General features: G+C 71.6%; 13 protein-coding genes. 10 read left to right on the forward strand and 3 right to left on the reverse strand.

Going from position 1 to position 16,667, the window contains the following annotated elements; genetic code table 11:
* Positions 1 to 24: 24 nt before the first annotated feature.
* Positions 25 to 816, reverse strand: coding sequence for a pyrimidine reductase family protein (locus ABTY15_RS06945; RefSeq protein ID WP_350577288.1), 792 nt, complete (start codon positions 814 to 816; stop codon positions 25 to 27).
* A 116-nt stretch (positions 817 to 932) separates the two neighbouring features.
* On the opposite strand from ABTY15_RS06945, the gene zapE reads away from it, so the two are divergent.
* The 4 genes from zapE to ABTY15_RS06965 all read left to right on the forward strand — a co-directional run bounded on the left by zapE (position 933) and on the right by ABTY15_RS06965 (position 6,112).
* Positions 933 to 1,976, forward strand: a complete 1,044-nt coding sequence (zapE, locus tag ABTY15_RS06950; protein ID WP_350577739.1) for a cell division protein ZapE — start codon at positions 933 to 935, stop codon at positions 1,974 to 1,976.
* 36 nt (positions 1,977 to 2,012) lie between these two features.
* Positions 2,013 to 4,106: an excinuclease ABC subunit UvrB gene (gene uvrB, locus ABTY15_RS06955; RefSeq protein WP_350577291.1), complete on the forward strand. Its 2,094-nt coding sequence runs from the start codon at positions 2,013 to 2,015 to the stop codon at positions 4,104 to 4,106.
* Between the two features lie 249 nt (positions 4,107 to 4,355).
* A complete protein-coding gene (locus ABTY15_RS06960; protein ID WP_350577294.1) occupies positions 4,356 to 4,934 on the forward strand; it encodes a TerD family protein in 579 nt (192 codons plus the stop codon).
* A gap of 191 nt (positions 4,935 to 5,125) precedes the next feature.
* Positions 5,126 to 6,112: a TerC family protein gene (locus ABTY15_RS06965; RefSeq protein WP_350577297.1), complete on the forward strand. Its 987-nt coding sequence runs from the start codon at positions 5,126 to 5,128 to the stop codon at positions 6,110 to 6,112.
* Positions 6,113 to 6,192: 80 nt separating this feature from the next.
* On the opposite strand, the gene ABTY15_RS06970 is transcribed toward ABTY15_RS06965, so the two are convergent.
* Both ABTY15_RS06970 and ABTY15_RS06975 read right to left on the reverse strand, forming a co-directional pair.
* Positions 6,193 to 6,846, reverse strand: a complete 654-nt coding sequence (locus tag ABTY15_RS06970) for an MBL fold metallo-hydrolase (protein WP_350577299.1) — start codon at positions 6,844 to 6,846, stop codon at positions 6,193 to 6,195.
* Between the two features lie 45 nt (positions 6,847 to 6,891).
* A complete protein-coding gene (locus ABTY15_RS06975) occupies positions 6,892 to 7,629 on the reverse strand; it encodes a maleylpyruvate isomerase family mycothiol-dependent enzyme (protein WP_350577302.1) in 738 nt (245 codons plus the stop codon).
* 267 nt (positions 7,630 to 7,896) lie between these two features.
* Between ABTY15_RS06975 and uvrA the strand changes: the two genes are divergently transcribed.
* From uvrA to whiA, 6 genes are all read left to right on the forward strand, one after another.
* On the forward strand, positions 7,897 to 10,812 hold the full coding sequence (uvrA, locus tag ABTY15_RS06980; RefSeq protein WP_350577310.1) for an excinuclease ABC subunit UvrA: 2,916 nt from the start codon (positions 7,897 to 7,899) through the stop codon (positions 10,810 to 10,812).
* A 116-nt stretch (positions 10,813 to 10,928) separates the two neighbouring features.
* A complete protein-coding gene (locus ABTY15_RS06985) occupies positions 10,929 to 11,366 on the forward strand; it encodes a Rieske (2Fe-2S) protein (RefSeq protein ID WP_350577313.1) in 438 nt (145 codons plus the stop codon).
* Positions 11,367 to 11,444: 78 nt separating this feature from the next.
* Positions 11,445 to 13,505 (forward strand): excinuclease ABC subunit UvrC, encoded by a 2,061-nt coding sequence (gene uvrC, locus ABTY15_RS06990; protein ID WP_350577316.1) that lies wholly within the window; start codon positions 11,445 to 11,447, stop codon positions 13,503 to 13,505.
* Between the two features lie 172 nt (positions 13,506 to 13,677).
* Positions 13,678 to 14,508, forward strand: coding sequence for an RNase adapter RapZ (gene rapZ / locus ABTY15_RS06995; RefSeq protein ID WP_502893442.1), 831 nt, complete (start codon positions 13,678 to 13,680; stop codon positions 14,506 to 14,508).
* A gap of 62 nt (positions 14,509 to 14,570) precedes the next feature.
* The gene (locus ABTY15_RS07000; protein WP_502893443.1) at positions 14,571 to 15,668 is read left to right on the forward strand and encodes a gluconeogenesis factor YvcK family protein; all 1,098 of its coding nucleotides are present in this window, start codon (positions 14,571 to 14,573) and stop codon (positions 15,666 to 15,668) included.
* Positions 15,659 to 16,639, forward strand: coding sequence for a DNA-binding protein WhiA (gene whiA, locus ABTY15_RS07005; RefSeq protein ID WP_218199523.1), 981 nt, complete (start codon positions 15,659 to 15,661; stop codon positions 16,637 to 16,639). Before ABTY15_RS07000 ends, whiA begins: the two co-directional genes overlap by 10 nt.
* Positions 16,640 to 16,667: the final 28 nt, after the last annotated feature.

Consider the following 16,667-nt stretch of genomic DNA (forward strand, 5'->3'; position numbering starts at 1 on the left):
GGGCCCCGGCATCGCATAACGGGATCACGATCGGGGGGTCACGGGGTCATCCGAACCCAGGTGACGCAGGTAGCGGGTGAAGAGGAATCCTTTCTGCTCGATCAATGAGACCAGCCGCATCCGCTGCACGTCAGGCATTTGTGCATCGTGGATGATGCGCGGCGCGTCGCCGCCGGTGATCAACGGGGCCAGCGACAGGCACAGCTCGTCCAGCAGACCGGCCGCCGCCAGCTGTCCCAGCAGCCGCGGCCCGCCCTCGCTCAGCAACCGCGTCCAGCCCCGCTCCACCAGCGCGGCCACGCCCGCCCGCAGGTCCACCGCGCCCTCCCCGGCGATGACCAGGTCGGCTACCTCGGCGACCGCCCGGCGGCGCTCCTCGGGGGCGTCCGCGGTGGTGATCACCACCGTGCTGACCAGCGGCTCGGTGAACAGCGGTGCGCTCAGGTCCAGCGCCAGCGACCGGCTGACGACCGCGATCGCCGGGGCCGGTGCCTGCCCGGCCGCCGCCCGCGCCGCCGCGAACTCCTTGCGAGCCCGGGCCGGGCGGTAGCCCTCGGCACGGACCGTCTCCGCGCCCACCAGCACCACGTCCGACAGCGCCCGCAGTACCCCGAAGATCCGCTTGTCCGCGTCGCCGGACAGGCCCTCGGACAGACCGTCGAGCCTCGCCCCGCCGTCCAGGCCGGCCACCATGTTGGCGCGCAGCCAGGGGCGCCCCTGATTCACCTGGTCGGGGTACGCGTAGACGGCGGCGAGCGCCTCCAGCGAGGCCGGGTCGGCGACCGGCGCGTCCAGCGGGCTGATCAACTGTTGCATGGCTCCAGTTTTGCACCGACCGGTCCCGCCGACCGGCCGTTCTGAGGCGGCCACCGGCAGGCGTACCCTCTACTAACGTGCCCGCAGCCCCCCGCCCCGCCACCGCGACCGAGTCCATAGCCACCGCGAGCGCGGCCGGCTCCCCGATCGCGCTCACCGACCGCCGCCCCGTCGTGCCCGCCGAGCGCCTGGTCGCCGAGATGGTCCCGCCGCCCCGCTTCTCCGAGGTGAGCTTCGGGACGTACATCCCGGACCAGACCCAGCCGAGCCAGTACGAGGCCGTCCAGGTCCTGGAGCAGTTCGCCGGCACCCTCGGCAGCGGAAACGGTTCGGCCCCCAAGCGCAGCTGGTTCCGCCGCAGCGCCCCCGCGCCCACCGGCCCGGCCGGCGTCTACCTCGACGGCGGCTACGGCGTCGGCAAGACCCACCTGCTCGCCTCGCTCTGGCACGCCGCCCCCGGCCCCAAGGCCTTCGGCACCTTCGTCGAGCTGACCAACCTGGTCGGCGCGCTCGGCTTCCAGCAGGCCGTCCAGACCCTCTCCGGGCACACCCTGCTCTGCATCGACGAGTTCGAGCTGGACGACCCGGGCGACACCGTGCTGGTCTCCACCCTGCTCGGCCGCCTGGTCGACAACGGCGTCAAGCTGTGCGCCACCTCGAACACCCTGCCGGAGAAGCTCGGCGAGGGCCGCTTCGCCGCCGCCGACTTCCTGCGCGAGATCCAGGGCCTGTCCGCGCACTTCCGCCCGATGCGGATCGACGGCCAGGACTACCGCCACCGCGGCCTGCCGGACGCCCCGCCGCCCTACCCGGACGAGACCGTGGACGCCGTCGCGGCCCGCACCCCGGGCGCCTCCCTGGACGACTTCGACGCCCTGCTCGCCCACCTCTCCGCGGTCCACCCCAGCCGCTACGGCGCCCTGCTCGACGACGTCACCGCGGTCTGCCTGCGCGGCGTCCGCCAGGTCGACGACCAGTCCACCGCGCTGCGCCTGGTCGTCCTGGCCGACCGCATGTACGACCGCGAGCTCCCGATCACCGCCTCCGGCCTCCCCTTCGACCAGGTCTTCCCCGAGGACATGCTCCGCGGCGGCTATCGCAAGAAGTACCTCCGCGCCATCTCCCGCCTGGTCGCCCTGGCCCGGGACAGCGCCAAGTAGGCCCCGCTTGTCAGTGACGGGTCGTACGGTGGTCTCGTGCGACCCATCACGAGTATTGAGCGGTCAGTGGCGCCCTTCGAGGTCGTCAGTCCCTTCCAGCCCAACGGGGACCAGCCGGCGGCGATCGCCGAGCTGGAGCGGCGGATCAAGGGCGGGGAGAAGGACGTCGTCCTGCTCGGTGCCACCGGTACCGGCAAGTCGGCCACCACGGCCTGGATGATCGAGAAGCTTCAGCGGCCCACCCTGGTGATGGCGCCGAACAAGACGCTGGCCGCGCAGCTGGCCAACGAGTTCCGCGAGCTGCTGCCGAACAACGCGGTCGAGTACTTCGTCTCGTACTACGACTACTACCAGCCCGAGGCGTACGTCCCGCAGACGGACACCTACATCGAGAAGGACTCCTCGATCAACGAGGAGGTCGAGCGGCTGCGGCACTCGGCCACCAACTCGCTGCTCACCCGGCGGGACGTGGTCGTGGTCGCCTCCGTCTCCTGCATCTACGGCCTGGGCACCCCGCAGGAGTACGTGGACCGGATGGTCCCGCTCAGGATCGGCCAGGAGATCGACCGGGACGTCCTGCTCCGCCGCTTCGTCGACATCCAGTACACCCGCAACGACGTGGCCTTCACCCGCGGCACCTTCCGGGTCCGCGGCGACACCATCGAGATCTTCCCGGTGTACGAGGAGCTGGCCGTCCGGATCGAGATGTTCGGCGACGAGATCGAGGCGCTGTACACCCTGCACCCGCTCACCGGCGAGATCATCAGCCAGGACGACTCGGTCTACGTCTTCCCCGCCTCGCACTACGTGGCCGGCCCCGAGCGCATGGAGCGGGCGATCACCGGCATCGAGCAGGAGCTGGAGGGCACGCTCGCCAGGCTGGAGAAGCAGGGCAAGCTGCTGGAGGCCCAGCGGCTGCGGATGCGCACCACCTACGACATCGAGATGCTGCGCCAGATCGGCACCTGCTCGGGCGTCGAGAACTACTCGATGCACTTCGACGGTCGCGAGCCCGGCTCCCCGCCGAACACCCTGCTCGACTACTTCCCGGAGGACTTCCTCCTGGTGATCGACGAGTCGCACGTGACCGTCCCGCAGATCGGCGCGATGTACGAGGGCGACGCCTCACGCAAGCGCACCCTGGTCGAGCACGGCTTCCGGCTGCCGTCGGCGATGGACAACCGCCCGCTGAAGTGGGAGGAGTTCCTGGAGCGGATCGGCCAGACGGTGTACCTGTCGGCGACGCCGGGCCCGTACGAGCTGTCCCGCGGCGACGGCCAGGTCGAGCAGATCATCCGACCGACCGGCCTGATCGACCCCGAGGTGATCGTCAAGCCGACCGAGGGCCAGATCGACGACCTGGTGCACGAGGTCCGCCAGCGGGTCGAGCGGGACGAGCGCGTCCTGGTCACCACGCTGACCAAGAAGATGGCCGAGGACCTCACCGACTACATGCTCGGCCTGGACATCCGGGTCCGGTACCTCCACAGCGACGTGGACACCCTGCGCCGCGTCGAGCTGCTGCGCGAGCTGCGGGCGGGCAGGTACGACGTGCTGGTCGGCATCAACCTGCTGCGCGAGGGCCTGGACCTGCCCGAGGTGTCGCTGGTGGCGATCCTGGACGCGGACAAGGAGGGCTTCCTGCGCTCCGGCACCTCGCTGATCCAGACGATCGGGCGCGCCGCCCGCAACGTCTCCGGCCAGGTGCACATGTACGCGGACCGGATCACCCCGTCGATGGAGAAGGCGATCGACGAGACCAACCGCCGCCGGGCCGTGCAGCAGGCCTACAACAAGGAGCACGGGATCGACCCGCAGCCGCTGCGGAAGAAGATCGGCGACATCCTGGACACCCTCGCCCGCGAGGACGTGGACACCGACGAGCTGCTCTCCTCCGGCTACCGCGGCGCCGCGGCGAAGGGCAAGGCCCCGGTGCCGGCCCTGGGGGCCGAGCGCAAGCAGGGCGAGAGCCTGCCGGCCGCCGAGCTGGCCGAGCTGATCCAGTCGATGACGGACCGGATGCACGCGGCCGCCGCCGATCTCCAGTTCGAGGTCGCGGCCCGGCTGCGCGACGAGGTCAAGGAGCTGAAGAAGGAGCTGCGGCAGATGCGGGAGGCCGGTGTGGCGTAGGTGAGCTGCTGGGGCGCCCTGCCCGGCCGGTCTGGCACCGGTCAAGCCCGGCGGTGTCTCAGCCTTGCCACAAAGCGGGAAACGCGGAGGAAGAGGTGGTGCCGCAGGCCCTAGGCTGGCCTGCGGCATCGCCCTCGGAGCGGGGGCGCGGCAAACAAGAGGGGGCCTCAGCCGGGGGACGGCAACGGGGTGTTCCACCGTGGTGCCGCGCGGCGACCGACCGCGCGGCCGGGCAGAGAGGACAACGCCGTGTCGGTGAACCTTGCCAAGGGACAGCGGGTCAGCCTCCAGAAGGGGCAGGGCGGCGCGCTGACCGTGGTCCGGATGGGGCTCGGGTGGCGGGCCGCGCCCAAGCGGGGGCTGTTCGGCAGCCGGACCAGGAAGATCGACCTGGACGCCTCGGCGCTGCTGTACGCCGAGAAGACCCCGTCCGACGTGGTGTTCTTCCAGCACCTGGAGTCCACCGACGGCTCGGTCCGGCACACCGGGGACAACCTGGAGGGCGGCACCGGGGCGGACGACGACGAGGCCATCCTGGTCGACCTGTTGCACGTGCCGGCGCACATCACCCAGGTGGTGTTCACGGTCAGCTCGTACACCGGGCAGACCTTCGCCGAGGTGCAGGCCGCCCACTGCCGCCTGGTGGACGAGACCACCGGGGAGGAGCTGGCCCGCTACGAGCTGGCCGGCGGCAGCCCGCACACCGGCCAGATCATGGCGAAGGTGTTCCGGGACGGCTCGGGCGGCTGGGAGATGCAGGCGATCGGCGCGCCGGCCAAGGGCCGGACCTTCCAGGACCTGCTGCCGGCGATAGAGCCGTTCCTCTGACGGGTCTTTACCTTCTTTACCTTTCCTTACCCTCCCTGTTACTCTCGACGGCAGCGGAGGGGAGTATTCCTCGACAGCCGACCCCGTCATCACGGGTGCCCGTCGTGGCACCCCGGGGCGCTGGCCCGATGGGCGGAAGAGACCTCCGGCAGTGACGATGCCTGTCTCGCCTAGCTGCCGGAGGAGCAGTAATGGACGTTTCCGTAACCATGTGGGCCACCACGATCGGTGTGCTGATCGCACTGATCGTGGCGGACTTCTTCATCGGCGGTCGCAAGCCGCACGAGGTCTCCATCAAGGAGGCCGGGACCTGGACGGTGGTCTGGGTCGTGCTGGCGGCGCTCTTCGGCGGGTTCCTCTGGTGGCACTCCGGCGCCCAGCCGGCCGGTGAGTTCTTCGCCGGCTACATCACCGAGAAGTCGCTCAGCGTCGACAACCTCTTCGTGTTCATCCTGATCATGGGCAAGTTCGCGGTGCCCCGGATCTACCAGCAGCGCGTGCTGATGTTCGGCGTGATCATCGCGCTGGTGCTGCGGGCGGTGTTCATCGCCGGTGGCGCGGCCCTGGTCGCCCAGTTCTCCTGGGTGTTCTTCCTCTTCGGCGCCTTCCTGATCTGGACGGCCTGGAAGCTGATCAAGGAGGCCCGGGCCGACGAGGAGGACGAGGAGTTCGAGGAGAACCGCCTGCTGAAGTCGATCACGCAGCGCTTCCCGTCGACCGACAAGTACCACGGGACCAAGCTGTTCATCCGGGAGAAAGGCCGTCGGCTGATCACCCCGATGCTGATCGTCATGCTGGCGATCGGTACGACGGACGTGCTGTTCGCCCTGGACTCGATTCCGGCCATCTTCGGCCTCACCCAGGACCCGTACATCGTCTTCACCGCCAACGCCTTCGCCCTGATGGGCCTGCGCCAGCTGTACTTCCTGATCGGCGGCCTGCTGAAGAAGCTGGTCCACCTGAGCTACGGCCTGTCGGTGATCCTCGGCTTCATCGGCGTGAAGCTGGTCCTGCACGCCGCCCACGAGGCCGGCGCCACGTGGGCCCCGGAGATCGGCATCCCGTTCTCCCTCGGCTTCATCGTCGTCGTCCTGGCCATCACCACGGTGACCAGCCTGCGCACCTCGAAGAAGCAGGAGCAGGCCGCGCAGGCCGAGCCCGAGAAGCTCGACGCCTGACCCGCCACGAACCCGCCGAGGCTCCCGCGACCGTTCCCGGTCGCGGGGGCCTCGGCCCGTCCGGCAGCCGCGCCCGGCCGCTACCAGCCGCGGTCGCGCCATTCGGGGAGGTGGGGGCGTTCGGTGCCGAGGGTGGTGTCGTTGCCGTGGCCGGGGTAGACCCAGGCCTCGTCGGGGAGGACGTCGAAGATCTTCGTTGTGACGTCCCGGTAGAGGGTCTTGAAGGCCTCCGGGTCGCCCCAGGTGTTGCCGACGCCGCCGGGGAAGAGGCAGTCGCCGGTGAAGACGTGCGGGTGGCCCTGCGGGTCGTCGTAGATCAGCACGATCGCGCCCGGGGTGTGCCCGACCAGGTGTCGGACGGTGAGCTCGACCTGGCCGACCAGCAGCTTGTCGCCGTCCGCCAGTCGCAGCTCGGTGGGGACGTCGATGCCCTCGGCGTCGTGCTCGCCGGCGGCGGTGCGGGCGCCGGTGGTGGCGACCACCTCGGCCAGCGCCCCCCAGTGGTCGTGGTGCCGGTGGGTGGTGACCACGGTGGCCAGCTCGTCGCCGACGGTCTCCAGCAGCGCCCGGGCGTCGGCGGCCGCGTCGATCAGCAACTGCTCGTCGGTGGCCCGGCAGCGCAGCAGGTAGGCGTTGTTGTCGTACGGGCCGACGGCCACCTTGGTGATGATCAGGTGGGCCAGCTCGCGCACGTCCGGCGGCCCGCCGACCTTGACCGCTCCGTGGTAGGTCATGCCTCAGCTCCTCGTCGTGTCGGTCCTGGGATCATCCTCGCGCCGTCAGCCCAGCGGGGGAAGCTGGGGGAGTGCGGTGTCGGGGGTGCGGCGCAGGCCGGCGCCGTCGGAGCGGCCGGAGAGCCAGGCGAGCAGCGCGCGGTACGGGCCCTCGACGGTGAGCTCGGGAGTGCCCGAGCCGATCACGGCGCGGTCCCCGGTGTCCTCGGCGACCAGTTCGACGGCGGGCAGCCCCTCGGCGCCGGCCAGCTTGGCGGCGAGCCTGCGGTACTCGGTGGCGGCGAAGAGCTCGGGCCAGTCCGCGGGGGCGTAGCCGGTGTCCAGGTCGACCAGGTGGTACTCGACCTCGGCCAGGCGCTTCCAGGGGATGTCGGAGGCCGGGAAGACGTAGCCGGTGCGGTGCCGGACCTCGGCCCCCCAGGCCTCGGCGGTCATCGGCGCGGCGGCCGCGGCGAAGCGCGCGTGCGAGTCGCGCAGGTCGGCGAGCTGGACGTCCACCGGGCGGGGCGCGTCGCGCTCGATGTCCGCGTCGCGGGCCTCGGTGCTGGCGTACTGCGGGATGTCGGTGCCGGTGCGGGCGCCGTTCAGCAGGTTGACCAGGGAGTCGGCGTTGCGGGCGAGGTGGGCGAGCACGTGGCCCCGGGTCCAGCCGGGGAGGGCGGAGGGTTCGGCGACGGCGTCGGGCTTCAGCTCGGCGACGGTGGTCAGCAGGCGCTGGGTGCTCTCCTCGACCTGGCTCAACCAGGACGCGGCGGAGGCGGCGGCGGACTGCGGGTCGGTCATCGAATCGGCCTTCTGTGGGAGACGGCGCGTTGCCCGCGCGGGGCTTCGCTCGTTGACCAGCTGACGCTATCGCCGAATCCGGCCCCTGAGCAGGGGGGTTTTCGGTCCGGGTGCGGACGGTGCGAGGGGCGCTCTCACTCGTTCGGGTGGTCTCCACTGGACAGAGTCGAGATTCGAACGTCTGAGCTATAGGCTGGCTGCCGCATCCTGGAAGAAGACCGAATCTCACCGCAAGCCATCTCGCCCCGGAGAAAGGCGCCAGAAGCAGTGGCCGACCGCCTCATCGTCCGCGGTGCTCGCGAGCACAACCTCAAGAACGTCTCGCTCGACCTGCCCCGCGACTCCCTCATCGTCTTCACGGGCCTCTCCGGCTCCGGCAAGTCCTCGCTCGCCTTCGACACGATCTTCGCCGAGGGCCAGCGCCGCTACGTCGAGTCGCTGTCCTCCTACGCCCGCCAGTTCCTCGGGCAGATGGACAAGCCCGACGTCGACTTCATCGAAGGCCTCTCCCCGGCCGTCTCGATCGACCAGAAGTCCACCAACCGCAACCCGCGCTCGACCGTCGGCACCATCACCGAGGTCTACGACTACCTGCGGCTGCTGTTCGCCCGGATCGGCAAGCCGCACTGCCCGCACTGCGGCCGCCCGATCGCCAAGCAGTCCCCGCAGGCGATCGTCGACAAGGTGCTGGAGCTCGCCGAGGGCACCCGGTTCCAGGTGCTCAGCCCGGTGGTGCGCGAGCGCAAGGGCGAGTTCGTCGACCTCTTCGCCGACCTCCAGTCCAAGGGCTACGCCCGGGCCCGGGTGGACGGCGCGACGATCCAGCTCGCCGAGCCGCCGAAGCTCAAGAAGCAGGAGAAGCACACCGTCGAGGTGGTGATCGACCGCCTGACCGTCAAGGAGAGCGCCAAGCGGCGGCTCACCGACTCGGTGGAGACGGCCCTGCGGCTGTCCGGTGGCATGGTCGTGCTCGACTTCGTCGACCTCCCCGAGGACGACCCCGAGCGCGAGCGGATGTACTCCGAGCACCTCTACTGCCCGTACGACGACGTGTCGTTCGAGGAGCTGGAGCCGCGCTCGTTCTCCTTCAACTCGCCGTTCGGCGCCTGCCCGGACTGCTCGGGCCTGGGCAACCGGATGGAGGTCGACCCGGAGCTGGTCGTCCCCGACGAGGAGCGCTCGCTGGACGAGGGCGCGATCCACCCGTGGTCGGCCGGCCACGCCAAGGAGTACTTCCAGCGCCTGATCGACGCGCTCGCCGAGGAGCTGGGCTTCCGCACCGACATCCCCTGGGCCGGGCTGCCCGCCCGCGCCAAGAAGGCGCTGCTGCACGGGCACAAGCACCAGGTGCAGGTCCGCTACCGCAACCGCTTCGGGCGCGAGCGCTCGTACAGCACCGGCTTCGAGGGCGCCGTCCCGTTCATCCAGCGCCGGCACACCGAGGCGGAGAGCGACAGCAGCCGCGAGCGCTTCGAGGGCTACATGCGCGAGGTGCCCTGCCCGACCTGCGAGGGCACCCGGCTGAAGCCGGTGGTGCTCGCGGTGACGGTCGAGGAGAAGTCGATCGCCGACGTCTCGGCGATGTCGATCAGCGACTGCGCCGAGTTCCTGGGCGCCATGAAGCTCAACGACCGGGACAAGCAGATCGCCGAGCGGGTCCTCAAGGAGGTCAACGAGCGGCTGCGCTTCCTGGTCGACGTCGGCCTGGACTACCTCTCGCTCAACCGCGCGGCCGGCACCCTGTCCGGCGGCGAGGCGCAGCGCATCCGGCTGGCCACCCAGATCGGCTCCGGCCTGGTCGGCGTGCTGTACGTGCTGGACGAGCCGTCGATCGGTCTGCACCAGCGGGACAACCACCGGCTGATCGAGACCCTGGTGCGGCTGCGCGACATCGGCAACACCCTGATCGTGGTCGAGCACGACGAGGACACCATCAAGACCGCGGACTGGGTGGTCGACATCGGCCCGGGCGCCGGCGAGCACGGCGGCAAGGTGGTGCACTCCGGTTCGCTGAAGCAGCTGCTGACCAACAAGGAGTCGCTGACCGGCCAGTACCTCTCCGGCAAGCGGTCCATCCCGATCCCGGCGGCCCGCCGCGAGCGGGACAAGAAGCGGCAGTTGACCGTCCACGGCGCCCGTGAGCACAACCTCAAGGACGTCACGGTCGGCTTCCCGCTCGGCACCTTCACCGCGATCACCGGCGTCTCCGGCTCCGGCAAGTCGACGCTGGTCAACGACATCCTCTACACCCACCTCGCCCGGGAGCTGAACGGCGCCCGCAGCGTGCCCGGCCGGCACACCCGGATCACCGGCACCGACCTGGTGGACAAGGTGGTGCACGTCGACCAGTCGCCGATCGGGCGCACCCCGCGCTCCAACCCGGCCACCTACACCGGGGTGTTCGACCACGTCCGCCGGCTCTTCGCGGAGACCCAGGAGGCCAAGGTCCGCGGCTACCTGCCCGGCCGGTTCTCCTTCAACGTCAAGGGCGGCCGCTGCGAGAACTGCTCGGGCGACGGCACCATCAAGATCGAGATGAACTTCCTGCCGGACGTCTACGTGCCGTGCGAGGTCTGCCACGGCGCCCGGTACAACCGGGAGACGCTGGAGGTGCACTACAAGGGCAAGTCCATCGCCGAGGTGCTGGACATGCCGATCGAGGAGGCGCTCGGCTTCTTCGAGGCCGTCCCGGCGATCGCCCGCCACCTCAGGACGCTCAACGACGTCGGCCTCGGGTACGTCCGGCTCGGCCAGTCCGCGCCGACGCTGTCCGGCGGCGAGGCGCAGCGCGTCAAGCTCGCCTCCGAGCTGCAGAAGCGCTCCACCGGGCGGACGGTCTACGTGCTCGACGAGCCCACCACCGGCCTGCACTTCGAGGACATCAGCAAGCTGATCAAGGTGCTCAGCGGGCTGGTCGAGAAGGGCAACACGGTGATCGTCATCGAGCACAACCTCGATGTGATCAAGACCGCCGACTGGATCGTCGACATGGGCCCCGAGGGCGGCTCCGGCGGCGGCACGGTGGTCGCCGAGGGCACCCCGGAGCAGATCGCCGCCGTCCCCGACAGTCACACCGGCAAGTTCCTCCGGGACATCCTGCCGGGCGACTTCGCGGACGCGCCGGTCGCCGAGGCCCCGAAGGCCAGGGCCCCGCGCAAGCGGGCCGCCGCGGCCAAGAAGTAGCACCCGGCACCCGCCCGGCACCCGCCTGGCCGCCCCCGTCCACGGGAGCGGCCGGGCGCCCGCCGCATAGACTTCCGACGTCCCGCAGCCGAGTCGAACCGCAGGAGCGCAGCCGCATGTCCCAGGCCCCCGAGAGCAGCCCCGCCACCTCCCGCCGCACCCTGCTCTGCGGCGCCGCGGCCGTCCTGGCGGCCGGCGGCACCGTGGCCGTCGCCGGCTGCGGCTCCTCCGCCTCCTCCGGGGCGAGCACGGCCAAGGGCCCGGTGGACCTCGGCCCCGCCTCCGCGGTGCCGGAGGGCGGCGGCAAGGTGTTCCGCGAGCAGCGGATCGTGGTGACCCAGCCGACCGCCGGGCAGTACAAGGCGTTCAGCGCCAAGTGCACCCACGCCGGCTGCATCGTCGACCAGGTGAAGAACCAGCAGATCCAGTGCCCGTGCCACGGCAGCCGGTTCGCCATCACCGACGGGGCCGTGCAGGACGGCCCGGCCCCCACCCCGCTGCCCGCCTACACCGTCACGGTCGAGGGCGGGAACCTCAAGGTGACCCCGAGCTGACGCAGTTGACCCCCTCCCGGCCGATCTTCCCGTTGATCCCGCCCCCGCACCCCGGGCCCCACTCGGTACGGTGGAGCCATGGCTGACCCGAGCACCTACCGCCCGGCGCCGGGCGCGATCCCGACGTCGCCGGGCGTCTACAAGTTCCGCGACGCCCACGGCCGGGTCATCTACGTCGGCAAGGCCAAGAGCCTGCGACCGCGCCTGTCGTCCTACTTCCAGGACCTGGCCGGCCTGCACCCGCGCACCGCGACCATGGTGACCACCGCCGCGTCCGTCGAGTGGACGGTGGTGGCCACCGAGGTCGAGGCGTTGCAGCTGGAGTACTCCTGGATCAAGGAGTTCGACCCGCGGTTCAACGTCAAGTACCGCGACGACAAGAGCTATCCGGAGCTCGCCGTCACCCTCGACGAGGAGTACCCGAGGGTCCAGGTGATGCGCGGGGCGCACAAGAAGGGCGTGCGCTACTTCGGCCCGTACGGGCACGCCTGGGCGATCCGCGAGACGGTCGACCTGCTGCTGCGGGTCTTCCCCGTCCGCACCTGCTCCAACGGCGTGTTCAAGCGCGCCCGGCAGGTCGGCCGGCCCTGCCTGCTCGGCTACATCGGCAAGTGCGCGGCGCCCTGCGTCGGCAAGGTCTCGGCGGACGAACACCGGGCGCTGGCCGAGGACTTCTGCGACTTCATGGCCGGCCGCACCGGCAACTACCTGCGTCGGCTGGAAGAGCAGATGCAGGAGGCCGCCGCCGAGCTGGAGTACGAGAAGGCGGGCCGGCTGCGGGACGACATCGGCGCCCTCAAGCGCGCGATGGAGAAGAACGCCATCGTGCTCGCCGACGCCACCGACGCCGACCTGCTGGCCGTCGCCGAGGACGAACTGGAGGCCGCCGTCCAGATCTTCCACGTTCGCGGCGGCCGGGTGCGCGGCCAGCGCGGCTGGGTCACCGACAAGGTCGAGGACGTCGACACCGCCGGACTCGTCGAGCACGCCCTCCAGCAGCTCTACGGCGGCGCCGGCCCGGACGAGCGCAACGAGTCCGTCCCGCGCGAGGTGTTGGTCCCGGCGCTGCCCGACCCGGCCGCACCGGTGAAGGAATGGCTGGCCGGCCTGCGCGGCGCCCAGGTGGACCTGCGGATCCCGCAGCGCGGCGACAAGAAGGACCTGATGGCCACCGTGCAGCGCAACGCCCAGCAGGCGCTGGCGCTGCACAAGACCAAGCGCGCCTCCGACCTCACCACCCGCAGCCGCGCCCTCCAGGAGATCGCCGACGCGCTGGAGCTGGACTCCGTCCCGCTGCGCATCGAGTGCTTCGACATCTCCCACCTCCAGGGCGAGGACGTGGTCGCCTCGATGGTGGTCTTCGAGGACGGCCTGGCCCGCAAGAGCGAGTACCGGCGCTTCCAGATCAAGGGCTTCGAGGGCCAGGACGACGTCCGCTCGATGCACGAGGTGATCAGCCGGCGCTTCCGCCGCTACCTCCAGGAGCGCGAGCAGACCGGCGAGTGGGCCGTCCCGGAGGAGGACGAGCCGGGTGTCGCGGCCGAGGACGGGCCGCGCACCGAGGAAGGCCGCCCCAAGCGTTTCGCCTACCCGCCACAGCTGTTGGTGGTCGACGGCGGCCAGCCGCAGGTCGCCGCCGCCCGGCGGGCCCTGGACGAACTCGGCATCGACGACGTCGCCCTGTGCGGCCTCGCCAAGCGCCTGGAGGAGGTCTGGCTGCCGGGCGAGGACGACCCGGTGGTGCTGCCGCGCTCCAGCGAGGGCCTGTACCTGCTCCAGCGGGTCCGCGACGAGGCCCACCGCTTCGCGATCACCTACCAGCGCAGCAAGCGTTCCAAGCGACTCACCGCCGGGGAACTGGACTCCGTCCCGGGCCTCGGCGAGACTCGCCGCCAGGCGCTGCTCAAGCACTTCGGCTCGCTGAAGAGGCTCCGGGCCGCCACCGTCGACGAACTCTGCGCCGTACCCGGCATCGGACGCCGCACGGCGGAAACTGTTGCGGCGACGTTGTCGTCCCGTACACCCGCCGCACCCGCGGTCAACACCGCGACCGGCGAAATCATCGAGGACGGGGCCGACCAGGCCACCGCGCCGGTGGCCGCAGCACCCACGACCGCACCATCCCAGGAGACGCCATGACGGCCGACGCCGCCCGTCGGGCGGCGCACCCCGCCCCCGCCCGCCCCTGCGGGCCGGGGAAGGGCGGCCGCGGCCCGTGCGTTCTCCCCAGCAGAAAGACCGAGAGCGGGGAACCGAAGTGACCGTGTCAGACGTGGCCGAGAACGCGCCGGAGCTGGTGATCATCTCCGGCATGTCCGGAGCCGGCCGCTCCACCGCCGCCAAGTGCCTGGAGGACCTGGGCTGGTTCGTGGTGGACAACCTGCCGCCGGCCCTGATCCCGACCATGGTCGACCTGGGCGCCCGCTCCCAGGGCAACGTCGCCCGGATCGGCGTGGTCGTGGACGTCCGCGGCCGCCAGTTCTTCGACGACCTGCTCACCTCGCTGGACGAGCTGGAGAAGCGCGGCGTCCGGCTCCGGGTGATCTTCCTGGACTCCTCCGACGAGGCCCTGGTCCGCCGCTTCGAGAACGTGCGCCGCCCGCACCCGCTCCAGGCCGACGGCCGGATCGTCGACGGCATCGCCCAGGAGCGCGACCTGCTGCGCGACCTGCGCGGCGAGGCCGACCTGGTGATCGACACCTCCAACCTCAACGTGCACCAGCTGCGCGCCAAGCTGGACGCCCAGTTCGCCGACCACGACGAGCCCGAGCTGCGCGCCACCGTGATGTCCTTCGGCTTCAAGTACGGCCTGCCGGTCGACGCCGACCTCGTGGTGGACTGCCGGTTCCTGCCCAACCCGCACTGGGTGCCCGAGCTGCGGGCCCGCACCGGCACCGACGCGGACGTCGCCGACTACGTCTTCCAGCAGCCCGGAGCCAACGAGTTCCTGAACGGCTACGCGGAACTGCTCCGGATCGTTACCGAGGGCTACCGGCGGGAGGGGAAGCGCTACATGACGCTTGCCGTAGGCTGCACCGGTGGCAAGCACCGTAGCGTCGCCATGTCCGAGCGGCTGACCAAGCGTCTCATCGCGGACGGCGTGGAAACGGTGCTCGTCCACCGTGACATGGGACGGGAGTAACCGCCGCCTCCTGCCGGGCCGCCGGCGAGGCCGGTGGCGGGAACCAGGAACGCGAGGTGAGTGTGGCGGGATACGTGCCCGGGCGGCAGCCGCAGACCAGGACCGCCGACCGGGCGGGCGGCCCGGCACGGACCCAGGTGCCGAGCCGACCGCGCAGTAGTCCCGCCCGGGCCAACCCGGCGCCCCGGATCGCCGCGCTCGGCGGTGGCCAGGGCCTGTCCGCCTCGCTGTCCGCGCTGCGCCGGCTCACCACCGACCTGACCGCCGTGGTCACCGTCGCCGACGACGGCGGCTCCAGCGGGCGGCTGCGCGCCGAGCTCGGCGTGCTGCCCCCGGGCGACCTGCGCAAGGCGCTGGCCGCGCTGTGCGGGGACGACGACTGGGGCCGCACCTGGTCCGAGGTGATCCAGCAGCGCTTCACCGGCAGCGGCGACCTGGGCGGCCACGCGGTCGGCAACCTGCTGATCGTCGCGCTCTGGGAGAAGCTCGGCGACCCGGTGGCCGCCCTGGACTGGGTCGGTCGGCTGCTGAACGTCCAGGGCCGGGTGCTGCCGATGTCGGCGGTGCCGCTGGACATCGAGGCGACCGTCCGCGGCCACGACCCGGAGCACCCCTGCGAGGTGTCCGCGGTGCGCGGCCAGGCCAGCGTCGCGGTGACCCCCGGCACGGTGCAGTCGATCCGGCTGGTGCCGGACGAGCCGCCGGCCGTCCCGGAGGCGGTCGCCGCCGTCCGCGAGGCGGACTGGGTGGTGCTGGGCCCCGGCTCCTGGTTCACCAGCGTGCTGCCGCACCTGCTGGTGCCCGAGCTGGCCAAGGCGCTCACCGAGACCCGCGCCCGCCGCCTGCTCACCCTCAACCTGGCCCCGCAGCCCGGCGAGACCGAGGGCTTCACCCCGCAGCGGCACCTGGAGGTCATCGCCGACCACGCCCCCGGGCTCGCCGTGGATGCGATCCTGGTGGACGAGCGCGCCGTCACCGGCGGCGCCTTCGGCCAGGCGGACCTGGCCGGTTTGGAGAAGGCCGCCGAGCGGATGGGCGCCGCGCTGGTGCTCGGCACGGTGGCGCGCACCGACGGTACTCCGCGACACGACCCGGAGCTGTTGGCCGCCGCGTACGACCGGATTTTCCGGACACATGGAAGGATCGGGCCATGGCGATGACTCCAGCGGTGAAGGACGAGATCAGCCGGCTCCCGGTCACCCGGGCCTGCTGCCGCAAGGCGGAGGTGTCGGCGATCCTGCGGTTCGCGGGCGGACTGCACATCGTGAGCGGCCGCATCGTGATCGAGGCGGAGCTGGACACCGGCGCGGCCGCCCGCCGGCTGCGCAAGGACCTCCTGGAGATCTTCGGGCACTCCTCCGACCTCGTGGTGATGGCCCCCGGCGGGTTGCGGCGCGGCAGCCGCTTCGTCGTCCGGGTCGTGAAGGACGGCGAACTGCTCGCCCGCCAGACCGGTCTGGTGGACGGCCGCGGCCGCCCGATCCGCGGGCTGCCCCCGGCGGTCGTCTCCGGCGCCACCTGCGACGCCGAGGCCGCCTGGCGCGGAGCCTTCCTGGCGCACGGCTCGCTCACCGAGCCGGGCCGCTCCTCCTCGCTGGAGATCACCTGCCCCGGTTCCGAGGCGGCGCTCGCCCTGGTCGGCGCGGCCCGCCGGCTCGGCATCCCGGCCAAGGCCCGCGAGGTGCGCGGTGTGGACCGGGTGGTGATCCGCGACGGCGACGCGATCGGCGCCCTGCTGACCCGGCTCGGCGCGCACGAGTCGGTGCTCGCCTGGGAGGAGCGCCGGATGCGGCGCGAGGTCCGGGCCACCGCCAACCGGCTGGCCAACTTCGACGACGCCAACCTGCGCCGCTCGGCCCGGGCCGCGGTGGCGGCCGGCGCGCGGGTGGCCCGGGCGCTGGAGATCCTCGGCGACGAGGTGCCCGAGCACCTGGCCGCGGCCGGCCAGCTGCGGATGCAGCACAAGCAGGCCTCGCTGGAGGAGCTGGGCGCGCTCGCCGACCCGCCGCTGACCAAGGACGCGGTGGCCGGCCGGATCCGCCGGCTGCTGGCGATGGCCGACAAGCGCGCCTCCGAGCTCGGCCTGCCGAGCACCGAGGCCAACCTGACCGACGAGATGGCGCTCAACTGACGCGCACCCCCACCCGGAGGTGATCCGG

The sequence above is a fragment of the Kitasatospora sp. NPDC097643 genome (genome assembly GCF_040302625.1).
Classification (GTDB): domain Bacteria; phylum Actinomycetota; class Actinomycetes; order Streptomycetales; family Streptomycetaceae; genus Kitasatospora.